The organism is Mixta sp. BE291, from assembly GCF_031457955.1.
Taxonomy (GTDB): Bacteria; Pseudomonadota; Gammaproteobacteria; order Enterobacterales; family Enterobacteriaceae; genus Mixta.
In genome coordinates, this window is the sequence record NZ_JAVDXN010000001.1 from 825,467 (window position 1) to 843,533 (window position 18,067).

Consider the following 18,067-nt stretch of genomic DNA (forward strand, 5'->3'; position numbering starts at 1 on the left):
GGCGGAAATGTGCCGATTTAATGGCGAGGCTCATGATACCTGCATGCAAGCGCGCTGTCCTGACTTTATATAAGTCCCATTATATAAAGTTATGCACTAAGATCCTCCATCGATCGCCAAGAAAAGGGTAAACCTGTGGCGAAGACCCAGCAGGCAGTGCATCTACGCTAAATCATCGTTTCATAAAAGCAGAGATAAAAGCAGGCTGATAATTTATCCGTGATAACTAAATTCCCCATCTTGCAGAGGTCTTTTTCCGTGCCAATTACTAAACGCAGTTTAAAATTTAGCTTTTCTCCTTTGAATGTTGGGTCGGTGCCCCCTGGGAATGAGAACCTGAAAAAGAATTTCTGTGCCTTGCACAATCAAATGCGACAGATGCCTGTGTCTCACTTCAAAGAGGCACTGGATGCACCAGACTACTCAGGGATACGTCAGAGTGGCTTCTTTGCTGTGAGCCAGGGTTTTCGGCTGCATAACCATGGTGACGATGCCTTCATCCACGCATGCCAAGAAAATGCGCATTGGAAGGGCGAGTTTTCCGGAGACAAATTCCACATCAGTGTGCGCGGAGAGCAGGTGCCGCAAGCATTTCAGGTGCTGTCCGGATTGCTGTTTTCAGAGGAGAGTCCGGTAGATAAGTGGAAGGTAACCGATATGGAGCGAGCCGATCCGCAATCCCGCGTGAGCGTGGGTGCTCAGTTTACGTTGTATATAAAATCGGATCAGGAAAATTCGCAGTACAGTGCGTTGTTGCTCCACAAGATACGGCAATTTATAGAGTACCTGGAATCCAGACTAGCCGAAAACGGGATTATGCCTGGGCAGCGTCCCGACTCAGATGTTCATCCTGAAAATTGGCAATATCTCAGTTATCGTAATGAACTACGCAGCGAGCGTAAGGGAAGCGAAATGCAGAGCCAGGTTTTACGGGAGGAACCGTTTTATCGTTTGATGACCGAGTAACTGCTGCGCTGAGGTTTATAGTGAGTAAGAAGACTGCGGAGGCCATCATATCTTTGATATCAGACTCTGGTTTACTCATCGTGCAAAGCCTGCAAAAACGGGGCAAAAACGAGGTGGCAATCAAAAGGATGAAAAGAGATGCCGCATGGTGAAAATGGCATTGCGGGTCGGCGTTATTTTGTTAAATGGGTTTGAGAACCAGGCTGACTTACCTTAATATCTGGGTACGCATAATGTATATTATGTTAAATTACATCAAGGGAAACTCTGTTCATCAGCATTCGCAACCTTCCCCGTTCATACTCATAGCTTATGCGTACTCTCTTGGCTAGCAGAGACTCTGTCTTCAACAAATTTTATTGCAGCGCTATTTCACCACCTCGTTTTTATTCCAGGTTTCCATTACCTTCAGAGGCTCAGCTGCCAGCATCCTTTGCTGTCTGGCACCTGAAACCAAACCTTTTTCTCCGAGGTATTCACTTACCTGGCTTGAAATAGTTTTACCGGTTGCCCGTTTTCCATCTCCACAACCAGACGTGTTGGTTGCGCCTGTTCAATCACTAACTTTTGCGAGAAATGCTCGATTAACTGGTGCGACTGAGCCATTTGTTCTCGGTGCGGCGCTAAATGCAGCGTCAACCACTTACTCAATAACACCTTGTTCGCATTGGTGGCGTTACTGGATTCTGTAAACGACGAGATTCCCGCAATGCGCTGGCGCTGAATGCGTTCAACCTTCCCCAGATCTTGGGTAAACTCTTCGATATCGTCTTTAATGCTTTTCTCTCGCTCCGCTTGCAAAGCGTCATTTTCAACAAAAAGCGAAGCCAGCTGCAGCGCGCAAATCCGCACCGATAACGCCATTTTCCATTCAACAATGTGCTTTTGCATTATCTGTTGATGTTTCTTGATTTCGCGAGTAATACCATCTGTACCAAAAAAATCCGGATCGGCACAGTGTTCGATGGCGTAGCTTGCAGAGATGACATCCTGCCGTAAATGTGTCTGAATGCTACTAAACTCCACCTCAAAGTCCTCTAGTTTCTGGCGGATAGCGCTCAACCGTTCTCCTGTCGCTAAAACAGAGGATACCTGACGCAGGTATTTTATGGCGGCGCTTATTTTTGAGGCGCGTTCATTGCTTTGAAAATCAGCAATTTTTTTCACATCTTCAGAAATAGCGATAAGTTTTTCATTGATATCGGCAAGATGTTTTTGCGCCAGTAGTACCGATGCGGTTTGCACCAATAACCCGGTGTTGACCAGGTTACTCAGCTTATCTGCATCCATGAGAACGGCATGCTCTTTTATCTTGCCGTTATCTCCTAAACTAAAGGCGCGAAACCCCACGCCATCTTTTGCTTTAGCCAACGGCCCATCGATGATCACTTCCATGTAATTGTGCTGGGCGACATGATGCGATGTTAAGGCGGAAGGAAGTGCCTGTAATAATGGGCTAAGTTTGGCAATGCCGGTGACATCCCCCTCTTCCAGCTGCTCACCTTCTGTCAGCGCGTCAGCAGAGAGCAAAGAAACGGCAACGACAGGATGCTGTGGATCGTCACCGATAAGCCATTTTTTTGATAAATTATTCATGATTTCTCCTCTACCGGCGTGCCGCATTGCGGGCAAAATTTGACGCTATCATCAATTTGGTTACTGCAGTTGCCGCAAAGATGCTGACTGCTTTTCATTCGGATCCAGGCAATCTGCACGATACAAGGCAATGTTACCCGAAACGCCGGACTTGCCAGATCATAAGCACTATATAGCCCGGTCAATGCAATGCCTATCGGACCAGCAAGGGCGCCAAGCATACGTCCGGCACCGAAACTTGCGACCATCGGAATAACGCGACCGGCGGCCATTGAGGCGACACTACTCGCAACCAGCGCAGTGATCTGGTATGCCGCTATACCGCCAAGACCTATGCGAGGTAAAAGAACACTTAGCGCCTCCAGGCTCCCAGTGGATTTCATGCCAAGGCTGTCGAGGATCTCCTTTCTCTGCGCGGCACTCATTTTCTCCCACGCATTCTCAAACACTTTACTGATAATTAAGTTCTCTTTACGTGCCAGCGAGGCCGATTTTTGTGCCGGGATTTTTAAGCGCCCAAGCACATCATCGACGATTTCTGCATAGTCCACGCCATTTCCGCGAAACAGATTGACGAAACTATTGCCGCCATAGAGTTGTAACTCTCGAGCTAAGACGCGCAGCGTATCTTCATCAATTTCATTTAACTCTTTAGCACTGACTAACAGCGTTTTAACACTGCTGGAGAGGGAAAGACGACCTTTACCGTTATCCGTAATATAGTCAATAAGCAGATCGAGATCGTTTTTATCGGCATTGCAAAGCAGGTCAATTAATTGCTGGTCATTTTTAATATCAATATTGTTCATCGGGTTTCCTTGTTTGCCACAGGCAAATATCCAGGCTGCGCAGACTCATGATGAGATGTTACCGGACTCCGTTATTTCAGCAAGCATGCAATAAGAAAATGACTAAAAACATACATATTGACTAGATAAGTTATGCCTTTCCAAAAGCTCGATTTAGCTATATCCATCTCGGCGCTTAACGCAAGACGTCAGGAACAGGAAAACGCCTGCGCCTGACGCATCAATCACACCATTCGCGCATCCAGATTATGCTGCACCAAAATCTCCGCCAGCGTATTTTCCATTACCGGCAGGTTTGATGTTTCACTCATTCTCTCCTGCATTGCCGTATTCCAGATCTCATCAACCGTTCCCGCCAGCGAAACGGGCTGCTCCGTTGGCATCGTTACGTTATCCTGCGCAGGCTCTGCTTTCTCATCGGCAAGCAGCAACGCGATATCGTGTTCATGCGCCTGCATCCCTAAGGTTTCCAGCGTCAGGGCGTCGGCCGCATCTGACTTATCCACCAGTAGCGACTGCACCGCCGAAACTTCGCGGCCAAAGGCATCGTTGGTCCGCACATAAACGATATTGGATCCCCCATCCAACAGCGCCAGCTGCGCCGGTGAAAGCGTGAAGCTCCACGTTGAACCTTCCGGAATGGTGTAATACATACTTTCATTAATCACCATTTCGATCTCGCTGCCCGGCGCAAACGGCCCCTCAAGCGTTCCGCTAATCGTCAGCGGATTCAGCGCCTCATCCGGCGACAGAATCTGGTCCTCGCTGATAGGTGAAATGGTAATAACCCCCCGTGGCGGATCCTGAATACGCAACAGTTCAGAAGTGCTGACATCAACGCCCCACTCTGTGGTTACCTTCGCCTCAATGACTTCGCTGTCATTAATCAGCACCTGCAGATCCGCTGCCGGGATCAATGTCTCCCAGCGGCCATCCGTAGAGGTGACCGCCGAGTAATCCTGTCCGTTAAGCGTAATGGTGATGTTCTGCCCTGACTGAACGTGCTGTGTCGTTCCGCTTAGCAGTTGATCAACTTGCGTTTCCGCGAGCGAAAGCGAATTATCGCCAGTGAAAGGATCGAGCGTAATTTGCGGCTGAGGTTTATCAACGTTAATGATCTGCACGCTGGTCGCCGTCTCACCGAGGTCGGCCAGGCTGGCCAGCAGCGTCGCGCTTCCCAGGCTCAGCGTATGCAGCGCGTCGTGGGGAATACTCAGCTTCCAGTAACCGCCATCCTGCAGCTCAGTGGTGTAGTGTTCGCCGTTGAGCGTGACCGTGATAATTTTACCACTGGCCGCGTGATAGGCTCTGCCGCTCACCACCAGATCCTGATAGTTTTCAAGCGCATTAAATACGCTATCCTCTGCGAGTGGATTGAGCGTCACCTGCGCCGAATAGCTGTTTCCCCGCCCTCCGGCAACATCGATAATTTTATTACTGGTGTAAATATCGCCGTTTTCACTTAACGCCTGAACGCGTAACAACACGTTCCCCACCGGCAGCGCCAGCATATCGGCACTGGGGATTACCACGCTCCAGGCCCCTTCATTGGTTAGCGTGGCGTTATAATTTTTACCGTTCAGCAGCACGGTTAACTGATGCCAGTCATCACTATTTTCATCCAGCATGCCGGATATAACCTGATCGACGCGCTTCTCTCTGCCGTAAACGCTGTCGTCTCCGCTGACGTTATCAATGGTAATCGGCTGATAAAGCGGATGCGCCACCAATAGCTGCTGCGACGTTGCGGCGGTTTCACTCAGGTCGGCGACGGAAACCAGTAGCGAGACTTTACCGTCAGGTAATGCCTGAATATCCTCATTCGGAACCGTGATACGCCAGATTCCGCCCGGCTGCACCAGCGTGGTGTAATCCTGATCGTTAAGGGTTACCGTAACCGTTTTGCCGCTGGCAACGTTATAGGTTCGGCCGGAAAATGAGAGATTATCCTCTGCGACGATCGCATTGAGAATGGCTTTGTCAGCAACCGTATCAACGTCAATACGGGCAGAGTATTCATTGCCGCGCCCGGCCTGAAGAGTAACGGTTTTTTCGGCGAAGCGCTGCGCGCCTTGTAGCGTGTTCACCATGGCGGAAATGAGCGCATCGCCGTCGGGGAAGGCCAAAATATTGCTGGCAGGAATTTGCAAGCTCCAGACGCGGTCGTTACCTACCGTGGCTTGCCAGCGTTGACCAAACGCTTCAACGGTGACGTTTTCCCCCACGGCGACATCCGCAGAGACGTGGCCAGAAATTCGTTGCTCAACCAATTTTTCCCGGCTGTTAAGCACTTCGTCACCGGAAAAGCTATCTATAATAATCGGGGATGCCAGCTGAATGGCGCTGGTCACCAGGCCGCCCTCGCTGCGGGAAACACTATTTTTTGAAGCCATAATAAACTCCTCATACACCAGTGAGCTAAATGGCGCGCACGAGGCATCTCTGTAGCAACGCTACAGCGTTCGTATGCGACATTCGCGGTAAGGTCTCCACCGCAGCAGAAACCTGAACGGGTGTACACCAGGAGCAATCGCGCCCCGGAACATGGCAAAAGTGTCTAACGCCCTGCTTTTGTTCTCTACAGCTATAAGCAATATCCCCGCTTTTGTCTCCTTTTAACGCTTATCCACAGGATTAACTAAATTAATCAATCGACGAAACTAACCTGGTTTAGATCCGACGTTAATTGGCACCCTGTTTAAATAAGGCGGAACTATATTGGTTTTATTTATATTGTTCGGAAACAGGTGGAAAGAAGGTTCTGAGCGATTTATTAATTGCTGGTCTTGAAAAAAAAGGCGTTATTCGCCCAGGCAGGATGTAATTTTGTGACAGAGGTGCCATTTTAACCGGCCTTGAGGCCGGCTATTCACTTAACGCAGGATACGCTTTTCTTTTGCCGTATCTATCCACTCTCTGAACTCAATCAGTAGCCGATCGTAAAGCGCCTCGTCGCTGACCTTTTCATAGTTATCGACGGGAAAGAAATGGGTATTATCAACCAGCCGGTCGGAAAAGGTGTCCAGCTTTTCCAAAATGCCGTAATTCGAGCCGCCCAGGCCAAGAAATTTGAAAAATATCGGCAGCTGCGACGACTCCCGCAGTTTCTCTTTGATCAGACGTGTTTTACTGATCCCGCCATCGGTAATAAACACCACGTAGACAGGCAGCGTCGAATCCTTAAATTCCTGATTGATAGCCTCTAAAACGGGTGGCTCATTATTGGTGCCGCCCAGCCCAGGCAACACTTCCCACATACTGCGCTTACCGTCATTACGGATGCGATCGATATAACCTTCAACGTTATCCAGCGTCACGTCATCGTAACGCTTGAACTTTTCACCGAAGGCCCAGACCGGCATCGCGCCGTCATCATCAAACTGCACCGCCAAAGCCGTTACGCGCTCAAGCACCGCCTGCACATTACCGCGCTTGAATTGCCCCGTCATGGAGCCAGACGCATCAAGCACAAACGCCACCTGCGCCCTGACATCTTTTAATCGGTGTTTTTCCAGGCTTACGGTGATGGGTTTCGCCAGGCTTACCAGCTTCGGCGTTTTAGCCAGTTTTTTCTCAAGGCTGACGGTTGGCGTCGGCGTTGGCGCTGGCGTCGGCGTTGGCGTTGGCTCAGGGGCTGACACATCCACGCCGAAATGCTCGGCTAACGGTTGTAAACCGCCGTTAAAGCCCTGGCCAACGGCACGCAGCTTCCAGAGACCGTTATGGCGGTAAATATGCCCGACAATTAAGGCTTTTTCAGTGCGTCCGGCAATCGGCACCGGGAACCGGTGTCCGTCACAGGTAAGCGTGAGCTCCTGCAGCCCATCCAGCGTATCCTTGCCGTCGATCACCACCGTTACGGCGATTTTATTAACGGCGGCAGGAATAGCCGCTAAATTAATGCTAAAAACCGCGGCGCCCGCCCCGCTTTTCATCACCACGCTTTGGTTGGCATTTTGCGGCTGGTTAAAGAAAATCATATCCAGGTCGCCTGAAACCTTTTCATTTGCGTCAAGCAAAAAGGCCGAGGCGTCGATATCGCTGTAAAAGCTATTTTTCTGGGTATAGGCGAGTCGTACCTCAATGTTGTTGTTGCCAATAGCTGTATTTTGTCCGGGAGCCAGTTCCATATTCTTCCCTTTTTTAATCCCACCTGCACAGGCGAAAAAAAAGCCCCTTCACCGGGAAGAGGCTTCAGACCAGGATCGTTTATACCGAGACGCCGTGCTGCGCCGCCAGCGCCGCCAGGCCACCAGCAAAGCCCTGGCCCACGGCTTTAAACTTCCATTCACCGTTGTGGCGATAAAGCTCACCGAAAACCATTGCCGTTTCGGTGCTGGCATCTTCTGAGAGATCGTAGCGCGCGATTTCCATATTGTTGTCTTCATTCACAATACGGATATAGGCGTTAGAAACCATGCCGAAATTCTGCTTACGGGTTTCCGCGTCGTAAATCGTTACCGCGAACACCGCTTTCTGCACCTCAGCCGGTACGGTAGATAAGGAGATTTTCACCTGCTCATCATCGCCCTCGCCTTCGCCGGTACGGTTATCGCCCTGATGGGCAACGGAGCCGTCCGGGCTGGTGCTGTTATTGAAGAAAACGAAATGCTGATCGGACAGCACTTTGCCATCCGCGCCGACCAGGAATACTGACGCATCCAAATCAAACGCCTGACCATCCGTTACGCGAGCATCCCAACCCAGACCGGCGATCGCTTTGGTCATGGTCGGGGCTTCTTTGGACAGGTTTACGTTACCGCCTTTCGTCAGATTAACTGCCATTATGAAATCCTCTTTGCTTTGGTCTGTTACCCGGCTAATGCGGGCGTAAGTTTACTGCGTAAATGCGTTTTATGACGCGTTGATACCATACTGCGCGCACACGGATGCCAGGCCACCGGCATAGCCCTGACCAACCGCACGGAATTTCCACTCTCCCGCATGGCGATAGAGCTCACCGAACAGCATCGCCGTTTCGGTGCTGGCATCTTCTGAGAGGTCATAACGTGCCGCTTCAACGTTGGAATCGTTGTTCACTAAACGGATAAAGGCATTGGCAACCTGGCCGAACGATTGACGGCGAGCGGTGGCATCATGGATCGTGACCACGAAAACAATTTTCGTCACGTCCTGCGGCACGCGATCCAGTTCGACCACCAGCGATTCATCATCGCCTTCACCTTCACCGGTACGGTTGTCACCCGTATGGGTAACGGAACCGTCAGAAGATTTCAGGTTGTTATAAAAAATGAAGTCATTATCACCGCGTACTTTGCCTGCGTCAGTGAGCAGAAAAGCGGATGCGTCGAGGTCAAAATCCTGACCGTCAGTAGAACGCGTATCCCAGCCCAGACCGATTTTCACGTTTTTCAGCGACGGATCCACTTTAGCCAGGGATACGTTACCGCCTTTAGAGAGAGTCACTGCCATGTTGTTGTCCTCAAATCGTCGTGATGCATACTCTGTATGCGTTGATTAACGACGCGGCTTAGCCGCGCCCTTCTTCATTCTGCTCTTCTTTCGCCGGGAAAAGCAGACTTGCAATAATACCCAGTGCCAGAACCCCAATAACCACATACAGGCTGGCGGTGGCGCTAATCGCGTAACCGTGATGGAAGAAGTGATCCGTTGCGTTCAGACCCAGCTTCACCGCGATGAAAAACAGCAGCACAATAACCGCTTTTTCCAGATGAACCAGATACTGCTTCAGCCCTTCCAGTACAAAGTACAGAGTACGCAGGCCCAGAATGGCGAACATCATTGCGCTGTATACAATCAGTGGCTCACGGCTAACCGCAATCACGGCAGGCACGGAGTCGAACGCAAACATCACATCTGAAAGCTCAACAACAGCTAAACAAAGCAGCATTGGGGTGGCGTAACGCGCCGCTTTTGTCACTCGACCAATCTGGATATCGGCGTTTTCCGGTTTCGCCAGCTCCGCATCCACCTCTTTCTGGCTCAGCACAAACGCGCTGCCTTTGAGTTTTGGCCAGATCGGATAGAGGCGTTTTACCATGCGATAGGCAAAATGCTGGGAGTAATCTTCAATCTCATCATCATCATCGCCGCTTTTCAGCATCATTACCGCTGTCCAGCCAACGATAAGGGCAAACACAACCTCCACCCACGGGCCAAGCGCCAACAGGCTGGTACCGATAGCGACAAAAATACCACGGAACACAATCGCGCCGATGATGCCCCAATAGAGCACGCGGTGACGGTAATTATTCGGAATAGCGAACCAGGAGAAAATCGCCATCATGACAAACAGGTTATCGACTGAAAGCACTTTTTCCAGCGCGTAACCGGTAACGAACAGGCTCGCCACTTCCGCACCGTGATGAATATACAGAAAGCCCGCGAAAGCGAGCGCCATCAGGATCCAGAAAACAGACCAGGCCGCGGCGCTTTTCAGGGAAATGGGCTTGTCATGACGATGCATAAACAGATCGATGACAATGGCACCGACTGAAAGCAGTAAAAATACCGCGACCGTTTCTATTGGGAACCCAATGTGGGTGGATTGCATGTGATTAGCTCCAGAGACTTAAAATTATTATCTGTTACAGGCCAAATTCGCTGGTCTGGAAGCCCAGGGCTTCAATGATTTCGCGTGCATTGGCTTTTTCGGTTTCATCAAAATTGCCGTCGCTTTTTGCCACAGCAATGCCCACGCGCACTGCCAGTTGCGCCTGCTCAGGCTTACTCTTTAACGCCAGAATATATTTCATGGTTTCGCCCTTTCCGACTTCCGTATCGAAAGAAAAGGAGGTCACCAGTTTTTCGAAAAACGCGATCACCTCAGTGGTATCAAAAATACTGAGTTCCGGTGAGGCGCGCAGAAAACCCATCATCTTCTGCTTTTCTTCACTGCTCACGCCGTCGCTCGACACGGCAATACGTGCGCAGACCGCTACCGTGCCTTCAAGGAACGCGCGGTTTTTGTAGCGGCCTACCTGTTTGGTCAGCTCATCGCGACCGGCATTAAACTTACCTTTAAGCGTATTGAAAAAACTCATTTTCTATCCCCAGGTTATTTTGAACCGGCTTTCCAGTTGAATCCCCAGCCAAAAGCCTGATCCAGTTCTTGATGACCGCTAAAATAGCGATTGATACGTTCGACGCGGATCGCGCCGTCTTCGTTTACCAGACGTGCAATCGCGCACATGTTTTGCCGGTTATTGCCTTCAGTCATAAAGGTTTCAACCGGCGGCTGGCCCGGAACCTGGATGGTGACGCACCCGTCCGTGTTCTCCCAGCTCGGCACACCTTCATAGATAAAGGTGAAGATCAGCACTTCGCGGATGTTCTTCCATTCCGTGCCGTTAATATGAATCCATTCACCGCTACTGGCGGAGCCGGTGCGATCGTCACCCTGAAGCTCCACAAATGGCTCATCGCGGAAACTGCCAAACTTGTCGCCCAGCGCCTGAACGATGGTGCGGTAGCCGTCTGACAGCTCAACATACGCGGCAAGATCAAGATCGATGCCTTTATTGTTGTTGAACATGCCTTTGAAGAACCCACCGCTGTTATTGCTCTGACGCTGATTCCAGTTGAGGTTGACGCGGATCTGGCCGTAGTCATCCTTCTTCCTGAGACTGATGGACGGCTTCTCTTTGGTGAGGCTCACCTTGCTCAGGTTAACCGCAGGCGCAGGCGCAGGTGCCGGAGCGGCGGCTGGCGCAGGCGTTGGGCTGGCGGATGAGGTATCGGCGACATCTACGCCAAAATGCTCGGCTAACGGTTGCAGCCCGCCGTTAAAACCCTGCGAGACAAAACGGAATTTCCACTCCCCGTTACGGCGATACAGTTCACCCAGAATCAACGCCGCTTCAGTGCGACCTGCCAGATCGACCTGGCAAGTAACAATGGCTTTGCCGTTCGCTTCAACCTGAATGGCAAGACGCTCAAGCTGAGAAACGTTTTTCCCGGCGTCACAGGTCACGGTAAAAGCGATTTTCTGCACATCGGGACGCAGCTGCGGCAGGCCGACGGTAAACATGGTGTCGTTACCGGAGGAAGAAAGACGAACGGTGCCGTCGTCGTTTTCACGCTGGCCGTAAAAAATCATGTCCAGATCGCCGCGCACCTTGCCGTTGTCATACAACCGGAAAGAGGAGACGTCTACGGGCGTGCCGGAAGAAATCCGCACCACCAGCGACTGGTTGGGAACGGGGGCATTGCCCCCCGGCGTCAGGTTCATTAGCGGGTTACCGCTTGAATATCAGGCACCATGTCCTGAATCGTACGGCCGCGCGAGGCGTTACCCTGCGCAGTAAAGTTCCACTCGCCGCCGCTGCGGCGTAAAGAGGCGATAATCACCGCCGTATGGGAACCCTGCTCGGTCAGCGTATATTTAGCCAGCTCTTTACCCTGTTGATCGACCACGCGGCAGAAAGCATTTTCTACATCGTTAAACGACTGGCCGGTAAAGCTGTTAACGGTCAACACCAGATGTTCAACGTTAGCAGGCAGGCGGGAGAGATCGGCAAGAATGGTTTCGTCATCGCCATCGCCTTCACCCGTACGGTTATCACCGCTGTGCTTAACCGAGCCGTCAGTGGAGCTCAGCTGACGGAACCATACGGTATCCAGCACATTACCGGCGCTATCCAGCAGGACGCAGCTGGCATCGAGATCAATGCTGTCGCCCCCGCCAAGCAGTTTGCCAAACAGTCCCTTCTTTTTGGCAGGATCCCAGCCGAGGCCGAAACGAATTTGTGAAATTGCGCTGCTGGATTTAGCCAGCGAAATCGTCTGATTCTTACTGAGAGAAACCATCATATCTCCTTAATGACAGGTATTTTGCTGTAGTAAAAATTGCCGACAAATCTAAAACTCAATAAATCATAACATGATGCTATTACAGAGCAAGCAGGCAATCATCATATGACCGTTTGTTAATTATATGCTCATGAATTGATTGATTAAATAATTTAATTTTTCCTTCATTTTTACAACGAAGTTAACGTGAAATGTACTTTTAATGAAACTTATCTTAAAGAATCATAACATGATTGCCAATAACGCGAGTAATGAATACACTTGCTCCTTCACTGGCTTTTAAGCGCGATGTAAGGACTTCAACGGAATGGTTAAATCTGCTGCTGTGTGGTTTATGGAGGGCGTTTCATCACAGAAAGATATGTTGGAACAGGTTAAACAGGCACGCGCTGAAGGCGGCTATGATTTTCAGCTGCTGGCATCGCACCGCACCGAGCGGCCTGAAATACTTGCTGAAGCTGACTTTTCATATATTGAGCCCAGCGAGAACCATGACCTTCTCTCTTTCATTGCTCGCGTTTGCAAAAAGCACAATGTGGTTGCCATTCATGCTGGCAAGCGCGGCGCGCTGCTGGAAACCCTGCGTACAGCAATTGAAGCGCTCGGCGTTAAGCTGACCACCGGCGCATGTCACCTTGATACCTTTGAGCTGGCGGATAACAAGACGCTGTTTAGCGAAAGAATGTCTGCCGCAGGCCTTGCCGCCGTTGAGTCAATCCAGGTACAGATGCCAGATGAGGTGGCTAACGCCATTTCCCGCCTGGAGTCACAAGGTGAGCTGCCCTGCATTAAACCGGTTCGCGGCATTTATGGCATGGGTTTCTGGGTGCTGAAACGTAGCGTGAAGCAGCTGGCCTTTTTCAACCAGCCTGACAGCCGCCAGCTACATCCCGATATATTGCTCGCCGCGCTGCGTAGCGCGGTAGCTGCGCAAGAAGCGTTACCTTTACAGATTGTGATGCCGTGGCTGGCTGGCCCTGAACGATCAGTTGATATGCTGGTAGAAAAAGGACGCGTGATTGCCGCCGTGGGCAGAAGAAAAAACGGCGCCGTTCAGACGCTGGAAAACGGTGGCCCTGCCTTTAACCTGGCGCTGGCTTGCGCGCAGGCGCTGGGCGCAGATGGCCTGATCAATATTCAAACGCGTGATAATGCGCAAGGCGATCCGGTGTTGCTTGAGGCCAATCTGCGCCCTTCTGGCGGCATTGGCTACACCGCCTTTAGCGGGATCAACCTGCCGGGACTGTTTGCGTTACGTCAGCTCGGCTTGATAGATGACCACGAAACCGCCGCAAAAACAGCGTTGTTCCAGTCGGTAAAGGTTATCCCTACGCATAGCGTGAAACCGCTGCCGGCAGTGGACATCAGCACGCCGCCCAGCGCGCTATATGAGATTTAAGAGATATGACACAGTCAAATCAGCAGATTTATCAGCGTGAGCTGGCCGGCGGCACCTTAACCGTCACCGCCACCCGCGACGCCCCTTTGGAGGCGTTGTTTGACATCGCAGAGCGCAGAAATCCTAAACGGGCATTTTTGTTTGTCAGCAAGGTACTGGGACGCCACATCCCGGTCGCCCCTGCCGTGATGAACCAAACCTACCGTCGCCTTGCGGCGGGTATACCGTCCGACTTACCTGAGCCCGTACTGTTTATCGGCATGGCGGAAACGGCCGTTGGCCTTGCCGCCGGGGTGTTCCGCGAGGCAAGCAAACGCATTGCCCAACCGGTATTTCTTACCAGTACCCGCCACCCGGTAGATGGCGATCTGCTTTGTGAATTCAAAGAAGATCACAGCCATGCCACCGATCACCTTATCTACCGTCCTGAAGATGCCACGCTGCGTGAACGTGCGCTGAAGGCCCGGACGTTGGTGCTGATTGACGATGAAGCCACAACCGGCAAAACGTTCCTTAATCTTCTTCAGGCACTACGTGACGCCGGGCTGGATGCGGTGACGCGCGTTGTCACCGTAACGCTTACCGACTGGAGCGGCGACACGCTCTCACAACATTGCCCGCTGCCCGTTGATGTCGTCTCGCTGGTGAAAGGCAGCTGGAACTGGACGCCGCGCGCGAACGCCCCGGTGCCGGTGATGCCTTCGGTTAACGTTACGGCGCGTGGCTCCGCTCCGCTCTCCCCACGCCAGGACTGGGGACGACTCGGCATGCATGAAACCTCGTGCAATCTGGGCACGGCGTTACGCAGTGAACCAGGCGAAAAGATTCTGGTTATCGGATCGGGCGAATTCGTCTGGCAGCCGTTCCTGCTCGCCGAGCGTCTGGAAAGCGACGGCGCCGAGGTGCGTTATGGTTCGCTGACCCGCTCGCCTATCGCGGCGGGCATGGCGATCGAATCGATTATCGCGTTTACGGATAACTATGGGTTAGGTATCCCCAACTTTATCTACAACGTCGCCCACCAGCGGTTTGACCGTATTATTGTCTGCGTGGAAACCCCGACAGATTCGGTCTGCCCGCAATTAGTTACCCAACTCAGAAACGTCGCCCCGCGCGTCGAGGTCATCAGTTATGAATAAGCCCGTTGCCTTGTGTGACCTTGACGACACACTTTTTCAAACCAAACGCAAAATGTGCAATGAGATGCAGCTGGAGCCGGTGCGCATCGGCGCTTACGATCGGGCGCTGCAGCCCAGAAGTTTTATGTCCGCTGAACAGGCAATGCTGGTTGACTGGCTGCTCGCCAGCGCTGAGCTGATCCCCGTTACTGCGCGTGGCACCGAAGAAACCGCCCGCGTCGCCCTGCCTTTTACCTCCTGGAAAGTAATGACGCATGGCGCGGTGATCGCTAACCCCGACGGCACCCTTAACCGTGAATGGCAGGATATTGTGATGTCCGAGCTCGCTACCATGCACGATCGGCTGGTGAGCTACCGGCAGCTGCTGAGCGATAAACTGGCCGAAGCGGGCATTAACGCCTGGTGCCGCATGAACGTTGAGTATGACGGCACGCCGATCTATTTCGTCATGAAACATCGGGACAGCACACAAATTCAGGAGCTTTATGCGTTCAACGAAAAAATGATGCTGCTTCTGGATACCGCGGGCTTTTACATCCATGCGAACGGTAACAACATCGCGTGGATCCCGGCGGGCGTACAGAAAGGCCGGGCCGTTGAATGGTTACTGAAAAAACTGCGTGCTGAACGGGGCGCGTTTCCGGTAATGGGACTGGGAGATAGCCTGAGCGATTACACTTTCATGCAGCACTGCCACTGGTTTGGCATGCCTGCCCGCAGTCAGTTTGCCGCGGCTATCGATGAAAAATTATTTGCTGGAGGTAAAACAGCATGACGGCTCAGGGTGTTAAACCTTTTCACGGATCGTACCTCGCTTCTGACGTTCAGTTTCTGCTGCAGCCCATCGAGATGGAAATGACGCCGGTGGAAGAAAAGGAGCGCCTGATCCAGTCCGGCCAGAAGCACTACTCCGATATGCTGAGTCAGGAGCCAGCGCCCACTGCGGCTCACCTTGAATTATTCAGTAAGGCGCTGGATGCGGGTGCGGAACGCATGGCGCGTGAAGTAACGGCGCTGGCCAAAGGACTGATCGCGCAAATCGCCGCGCGCCCGATCGTTCTGGTGAGCCTGGTGCGTGCCGGCGTGCCGCTTGGCGTAATGCTGCAACGCGCCATTGCCGCTATGGGCCATGAATCTTACCATTATGGTATCAGTATCATTCGCGATCGCGGCATTGATAGCGCCGCGCTCGACGTTATTGAATCCCGTCACGGGACGGATGGCATTGTGTTTGTTGATGGCTGGACGGGTAAAGGCGCGATAACCGGTCAGCTGGTTGAAAGCCTTAAAGGTCGTCCCGGTTACCCTGTCACGCCGCGGCTGGCGGTGCTGGCCGATCCGGCAGGCTGCGCCTGGATAGCGGCTTCAGATAGCGACTGGCTTATTCCTTTCGGCATTATGGGCGCGCCCGTTTCCGGCATGGTATCCCGCTCGATATGGACGGAAAGCGGCTTTCACGGCTGCGTATTTTGCGAACACCTGCGTGAATTCGAATGCAGCACGTTGCTGGTGGATACTGTCGATCAATTTCGGCAAAAGATCGATGTCGGTAACGTGGCCGCCGCGCTGCCCTTTTCCACCCAACAGCAAAACCAGGCGCGTACCAGCCAGTTAGTGGTCAAGACGCTGGCAGAGAAATTCCAGATAGAAAATATCAACCGCATTAAGCCGGGGATTGCGGAAGCGACCCGCGCGGTGCTGCGTCGCGTTCCCGATCATGTGCTGGTCAGCAATAAAGCTGATCATGATGTCTCTTTGCTGGTCTATCTGGCGCAGCAGAAAGGGATCGCCGTCGAAGAGGTTGGCGATGCCATTGGATTTTACCGCGCTGTAACCATCATTAAAAAGGTGGCCTGATGATGACAAGAAGCCTTTCTCCTTTCATGCTGGGTGCAACCCTTTATATGCCCGCCACGCGTGACGATCTGGCAGAGATCATTTTGCACGAGAAAATTCCCGATCTTCGTTCGCTGGTGGTTTGCCTGGAAGATGCGGTAAGCGAATCCGATCTTGCGCAGGCTTTATTAAATCTTGATCGGCTGCTGCGGGCGCTGGAAAAAGCGACCTGCCACGATGAGTCCGTACAACGCCCGCTGGTTTTTATCCGCCCGCGCCATGAAGCGATGGCCGCCATGCTGGTCGAAAAATATCAATTAACCGGCATTGATGGTTTTGTTTTGCCTAAGTTTACCCAGCAGAGTTTATCTTGCTGGTGGAAAATCATCGGTTCTACCCATCTCGCGATGATGCCGACGCTGGAAACGCGCGAGGTGTATGACGTGAATGCCATGACTGCTCTTGCCGTTGCGCTGGAGCAGCATCCCTGCCGGGAGCGGATTGTTGCGCTACGTATCGGCGGGAATGATTTGATGAGCGTGATTTCCCTGCGCCATCCGAAGAATCTGACGCTGTATGATGGGCCAATGGGCTATGTGGTGAAAATGCTGGTAGCCGTGTTTGCCTCGCGCGGATTTTCACTGACGGCGCCGGTTTGCGAGCAGATCGATAACCTCGATCTGCTGGAGCGTGAGCTGGCACTGGATGTTGCGCATGGCTTAGTCGGCAAGACAGCGATCCACCCGTCACATCTGGAACTGATTCACCGGGGGCTGATGGTCGAGAAAGAAGAGTACGAAGACGCGCTGCGTATTCTTAACTCAACCCAGGCGGTATTTAAATCGCAGGGAGCGATGTGTGAACCAGCAACCCACCGAAGCTGGGCGACATCAATCCTGGAGCGCTCAAAGCATTGTGGAATTGCCCGGCAGTTTGACAATCTATTTTTCGCCACGCGCCAATAGACGCGGGCTTATTATAACAATGGTGTGCTATGTCCCTGAGCGCTAAACAGTACAGACAATACAAACTTATCGTCTTACTGAGCACGGGAAAACCCGTGAGTAAGGATGCGTTGTTTCAGGAGATGGACTGTTCCGAACCTACTTTTATTCGCGATATGAGGGAAATCAGAAAAGAGTTTCAGGCCGAGATTAAATTTCACAAGGCCAGCGGTAAGTATCAGATGACAGAGGCGGGCGTGATAACCCCCAAGCTTGTCCGCTACATGCGTGAGGCGATCACCGTACGTGACCAGATCGTCTCGTCACCAACGGGTCAAACCGTGGTGCTGGATAAGGAAGGAAAAAAACCGGTCTCTTTATCGCTGCGTTTTTCCGTGATCCGCAAAATCGAGACTTATGGCTATCGCAACGGAATGAACCGTAGCCAGGTGGTTGAGTGGCTGGTTGAAAGTTATCTCAGCAATAAGAAAAAATAGCTAAGCGCACCAACAAAACGGCTGTCAGGCCGTTTTTTTATACCGCAAGTAAGCTGTTACCGCCCTTCTGCAATTCAGCGTATCCCAG

17 protein-coding genes are annotated in these 18,067 nt (G+C 52.0%); 7 read left to right on the forward strand and 10 right to left on the reverse strand.

What is annotated here, in order from left to right; all coding sequences use genetic code 11:
• Positions 1 to 258: 258 nt before the first annotated feature.
• Positions 259 to 966, forward strand: a complete 708-nt coding sequence (locus J2X14_RS03960) for a type III secretion system effector phosphothreonine lyase (RefSeq protein WP_352409888.1) — start codon at positions 259 to 261, stop codon at positions 964 to 966.
• Between the two features lie 480 nt (positions 967 to 1,446).
• On the opposite strand, the gene J2X14_RS03965 is transcribed toward J2X14_RS03960, so the two are convergent.
• The 10 genes from J2X14_RS03965 to J2X14_RS04010 form a co-directional block, all read right to left on the reverse strand.
• Positions 1,447 to 2,562 carry a hypothetical protein gene (locus J2X14_RS03965; RefSeq protein ID WP_352409889.1) on the reverse strand — a complete coding sequence of 372 codons (1,116 nt, stop codon included), beginning with the start codon at positions 2,560 to 2,562 and terminating at the stop codon, positions 1,447 to 1,449.
• Positions 2,559 to 3,371 carry a zinc-ribbon domain-containing protein gene (locus J2X14_RS03970; RefSeq protein ID WP_352409890.1) on the reverse strand — a complete coding sequence of 271 codons (813 nt, stop codon included), beginning with the start codon at positions 3,369 to 3,371 and terminating at the stop codon, positions 2,559 to 2,561. Before J2X14_RS03970 ends, J2X14_RS03965 begins: the two co-directional genes overlap by 4 nt.
• Before the next feature lie 224 nt (positions 3,372 to 3,595).
• Entirely contained in the window at positions 3,596 to 5,764 is a 2,169-nt protein-coding gene (locus tag J2X14_RS03975) for an Ig-like domain-containing protein (RefSeq protein ID WP_352409891.1), read from the reverse strand.
• Between the two features lie 480 nt (positions 5,765 to 6,244).
• Positions 6,245 to 7,519: a vWA domain-containing protein gene (locus J2X14_RS03980; protein ID WP_352410140.1), complete on the reverse strand. Its 1,275-nt coding sequence runs from the start codon at positions 7,517 to 7,519 to the stop codon at positions 6,245 to 6,247.
• Positions 7,520 to 7,580: 61 nt separating this feature from the next.
• Complete coding sequence (locus tag J2X14_RS03985; RefSeq protein ID WP_352409892.1) at positions 7,581 to 8,156, reverse strand: TerD family protein; 576 nt, start codon at positions 8,154 to 8,156, stop codon at positions 7,581 to 7,583.
• Between the two features lie 69 nt (positions 8,157 to 8,225).
• Positions 8,226 to 8,804 carry a TerD family protein gene (locus J2X14_RS03990; protein WP_352409893.1) on the reverse strand — a complete coding sequence of 193 codons (579 nt, stop codon included), beginning with the start codon at positions 8,802 to 8,804 and terminating at the stop codon, positions 8,226 to 8,228.
• A 58-nt stretch (positions 8,805 to 8,862) separates the two neighbouring features.
• Positions 8,863 to 9,906, reverse strand: coding sequence for a TerC/Alx family metal homeostasis membrane protein (locus tag J2X14_RS03995; protein WP_352409894.1), 1,044 nt, complete (start codon positions 9,904 to 9,906; stop codon positions 8,863 to 8,865).
• 34 nt (positions 9,907 to 9,940) lie between these two features.
• A complete protein-coding gene (locus J2X14_RS04000; RefSeq protein WP_352409895.1) occupies positions 9,941 to 10,396 on the reverse strand; it encodes a tellurite resistance TerB family protein in 456 nt (151 codons plus the stop codon).
• A gap of 14 nt (positions 10,397 to 10,410) precedes the next feature.
• Positions 10,411 to 11,583 carry a TerD family protein gene (locus J2X14_RS04005; protein ID WP_352409896.1) on the reverse strand — a complete coding sequence of 391 codons (1,173 nt, stop codon included), beginning with the start codon at positions 11,581 to 11,583 and terminating at the stop codon, positions 10,411 to 10,413.
• The gene (locus J2X14_RS04010; RefSeq protein ID WP_352410141.1) at positions 11,583 to 12,161 is read right to left on the reverse strand and encodes a TerD family protein; all 579 of its coding nucleotides are present in this window, start codon (positions 12,159 to 12,161) and stop codon (positions 11,583 to 11,585) included. Before J2X14_RS04010 ends, J2X14_RS04005 begins: the two co-directional genes overlap by 1 nt.
• Before the next feature lie 310 nt (positions 12,162 to 12,471).
• Between J2X14_RS04010 and J2X14_RS04015 the strand changes: the two genes are divergently transcribed.
• The 6 genes from J2X14_RS04015 (at position 12,472) to J2X14_RS04040 (ending at position 17,979) form a co-directional block, all read left to right on the forward strand.
• A complete protein-coding gene (locus tag J2X14_RS04015) occupies positions 12,472 to 13,563 on the forward strand; it encodes an ATP-grasp domain-containing protein (protein WP_352409897.1) in 1,092 nt (363 codons plus the stop codon).
• Between the two features lie 5 nt (positions 13,564 to 13,568).
• On the forward strand, positions 13,569 to 14,702 hold the full coding sequence (locus tag J2X14_RS04020) for a phosphoribosyltransferase domain-containing protein (RefSeq protein ID WP_352409898.1): 1,134 nt from the start codon (positions 13,569 to 13,571) through the stop codon (positions 14,700 to 14,702).
• Entirely contained in the window at positions 14,695 to 15,477 is a 783-nt protein-coding gene (locus J2X14_RS04025) for a hypothetical protein (protein ID WP_352409899.1), read from the forward strand. The genes J2X14_RS04020 and J2X14_RS04025 overlap by 8 nt, the downstream gene beginning before the upstream one ends.
• Complete coding sequence (locus J2X14_RS04030) at positions 15,474 to 16,559, forward strand: cysteine protease StiP family protein (RefSeq protein ID WP_352409900.1); 1,086 nt, start codon at positions 15,474 to 15,476, stop codon at positions 16,557 to 16,559. Before J2X14_RS04025 ends, J2X14_RS04030 begins: the two co-directional genes overlap by 4 nt.
• A 2-nt stretch (positions 16,560 to 16,561) precedes the next feature.
• A complete protein-coding gene (locus tag J2X14_RS04035; protein ID WP_352410142.1) occupies positions 16,562 to 17,503 on the forward strand; it encodes an HpcH/HpaI aldolase/citrate lyase family protein in 942 nt (313 codons plus the stop codon).
• 95 nt (positions 17,504 to 17,598) lie between these two features.
• Complete coding sequence (locus J2X14_RS04040; RefSeq protein ID WP_352409901.1) at positions 17,599 to 17,979, forward strand: tellurium resistance protein TerW; 381 nt, start codon at positions 17,599 to 17,601, stop codon at positions 17,977 to 17,979.
• Positions 17,980 to 18,067: the final 88 nt, after the last annotated feature.

Coding starts and splice junctions, on each gene's coding strand:
- J2X14_RS04025 (WP_352409899.1), top strand. CDS start 14,695: ATGAATAAGCCCGTTGCCTTGTGTGACCTTGACGACACACTTTTTCAA.
- J2X14_RS04030 (WP_352409900.1), top strand. CDS start 15,474: ATGACGGCTCAGGGTGTTAAACCTTTTCACGGATCGTACCTCGCTTCT.
- J2X14_RS04020 (WP_352409898.1), top strand. CDS start 13,569: ATGACACAGTCAAATCAGCAGATTTATCAGCGTGAGCTGGCCGGCGGC.
- J2X14_RS04015 (WP_352409897.1), top strand. CDS start 12,472: ATGGTTAAATCTGCTGCTGTGTGGTTTATGGAGGGCGTTTCATCACAG.
- J2X14_RS03975 (WP_352409891.1), bottom strand. CDS start 5,764: ATGGCTTCAAAAAATAGTGTTTCCCGCAGCGAGGGCGGCCTGGTGACC.
- J2X14_RS04010 (WP_352410141.1), bottom strand. CDS start 12,161: ATGGTTTCTCTCAGTAAGAATCAGACGATTTCGCTGGCTAAATCCAGC.
- J2X14_RS03995 (WP_352409894.1), bottom strand. CDS start 9,906: ATGCAATCCACCCACATTGGGTTCCCAATAGAAACGGTCGCGGTATTT.
- J2X14_RS03970 (WP_352409890.1), bottom strand. CDS start 3,371: ATGAACAATATTGATATTAAAAATGACCAGCAATTAATTGACCTGCTT.
- J2X14_RS04005 (WP_352409896.1), bottom strand. CDS start 11,583: ATGAACCTGACGCCGGGGGGCAATGCCCCCGTTCCCAACCAGTCGCTG.
- J2X14_RS04035 (WP_352410142.1), top strand. CDS start 16,562: ATGACAAGAAGCCTTTCTCCTTTCATGCTGGGTGCAACCCTTTATATG.
- J2X14_RS03990 (WP_352409893.1), bottom strand. CDS start 8,804: ATGGCAGTGACTCTCTCTAAAGGCGGTAACGTATCCCTGGCTAAAGTG.
- J2X14_RS03965 (WP_352409889.1), bottom strand. CDS start 2,562: ATGAATAATTTATCAAAAAAATGGCTTATCGGTGACGATCCACAGCAT.
- J2X14_RS03985 (WP_352409892.1), bottom strand. CDS start 8,156: ATGGCAGTTAATCTGACGAAAGGCGGTAACGTAAACCTGTCCAAAGAA.
- J2X14_RS04000 (WP_352409895.1), bottom strand. CDS start 10,396: ATGAGTTTTTTCAATACGCTTAAAGGTAAGTTTAATGCCGGTCGCGAT.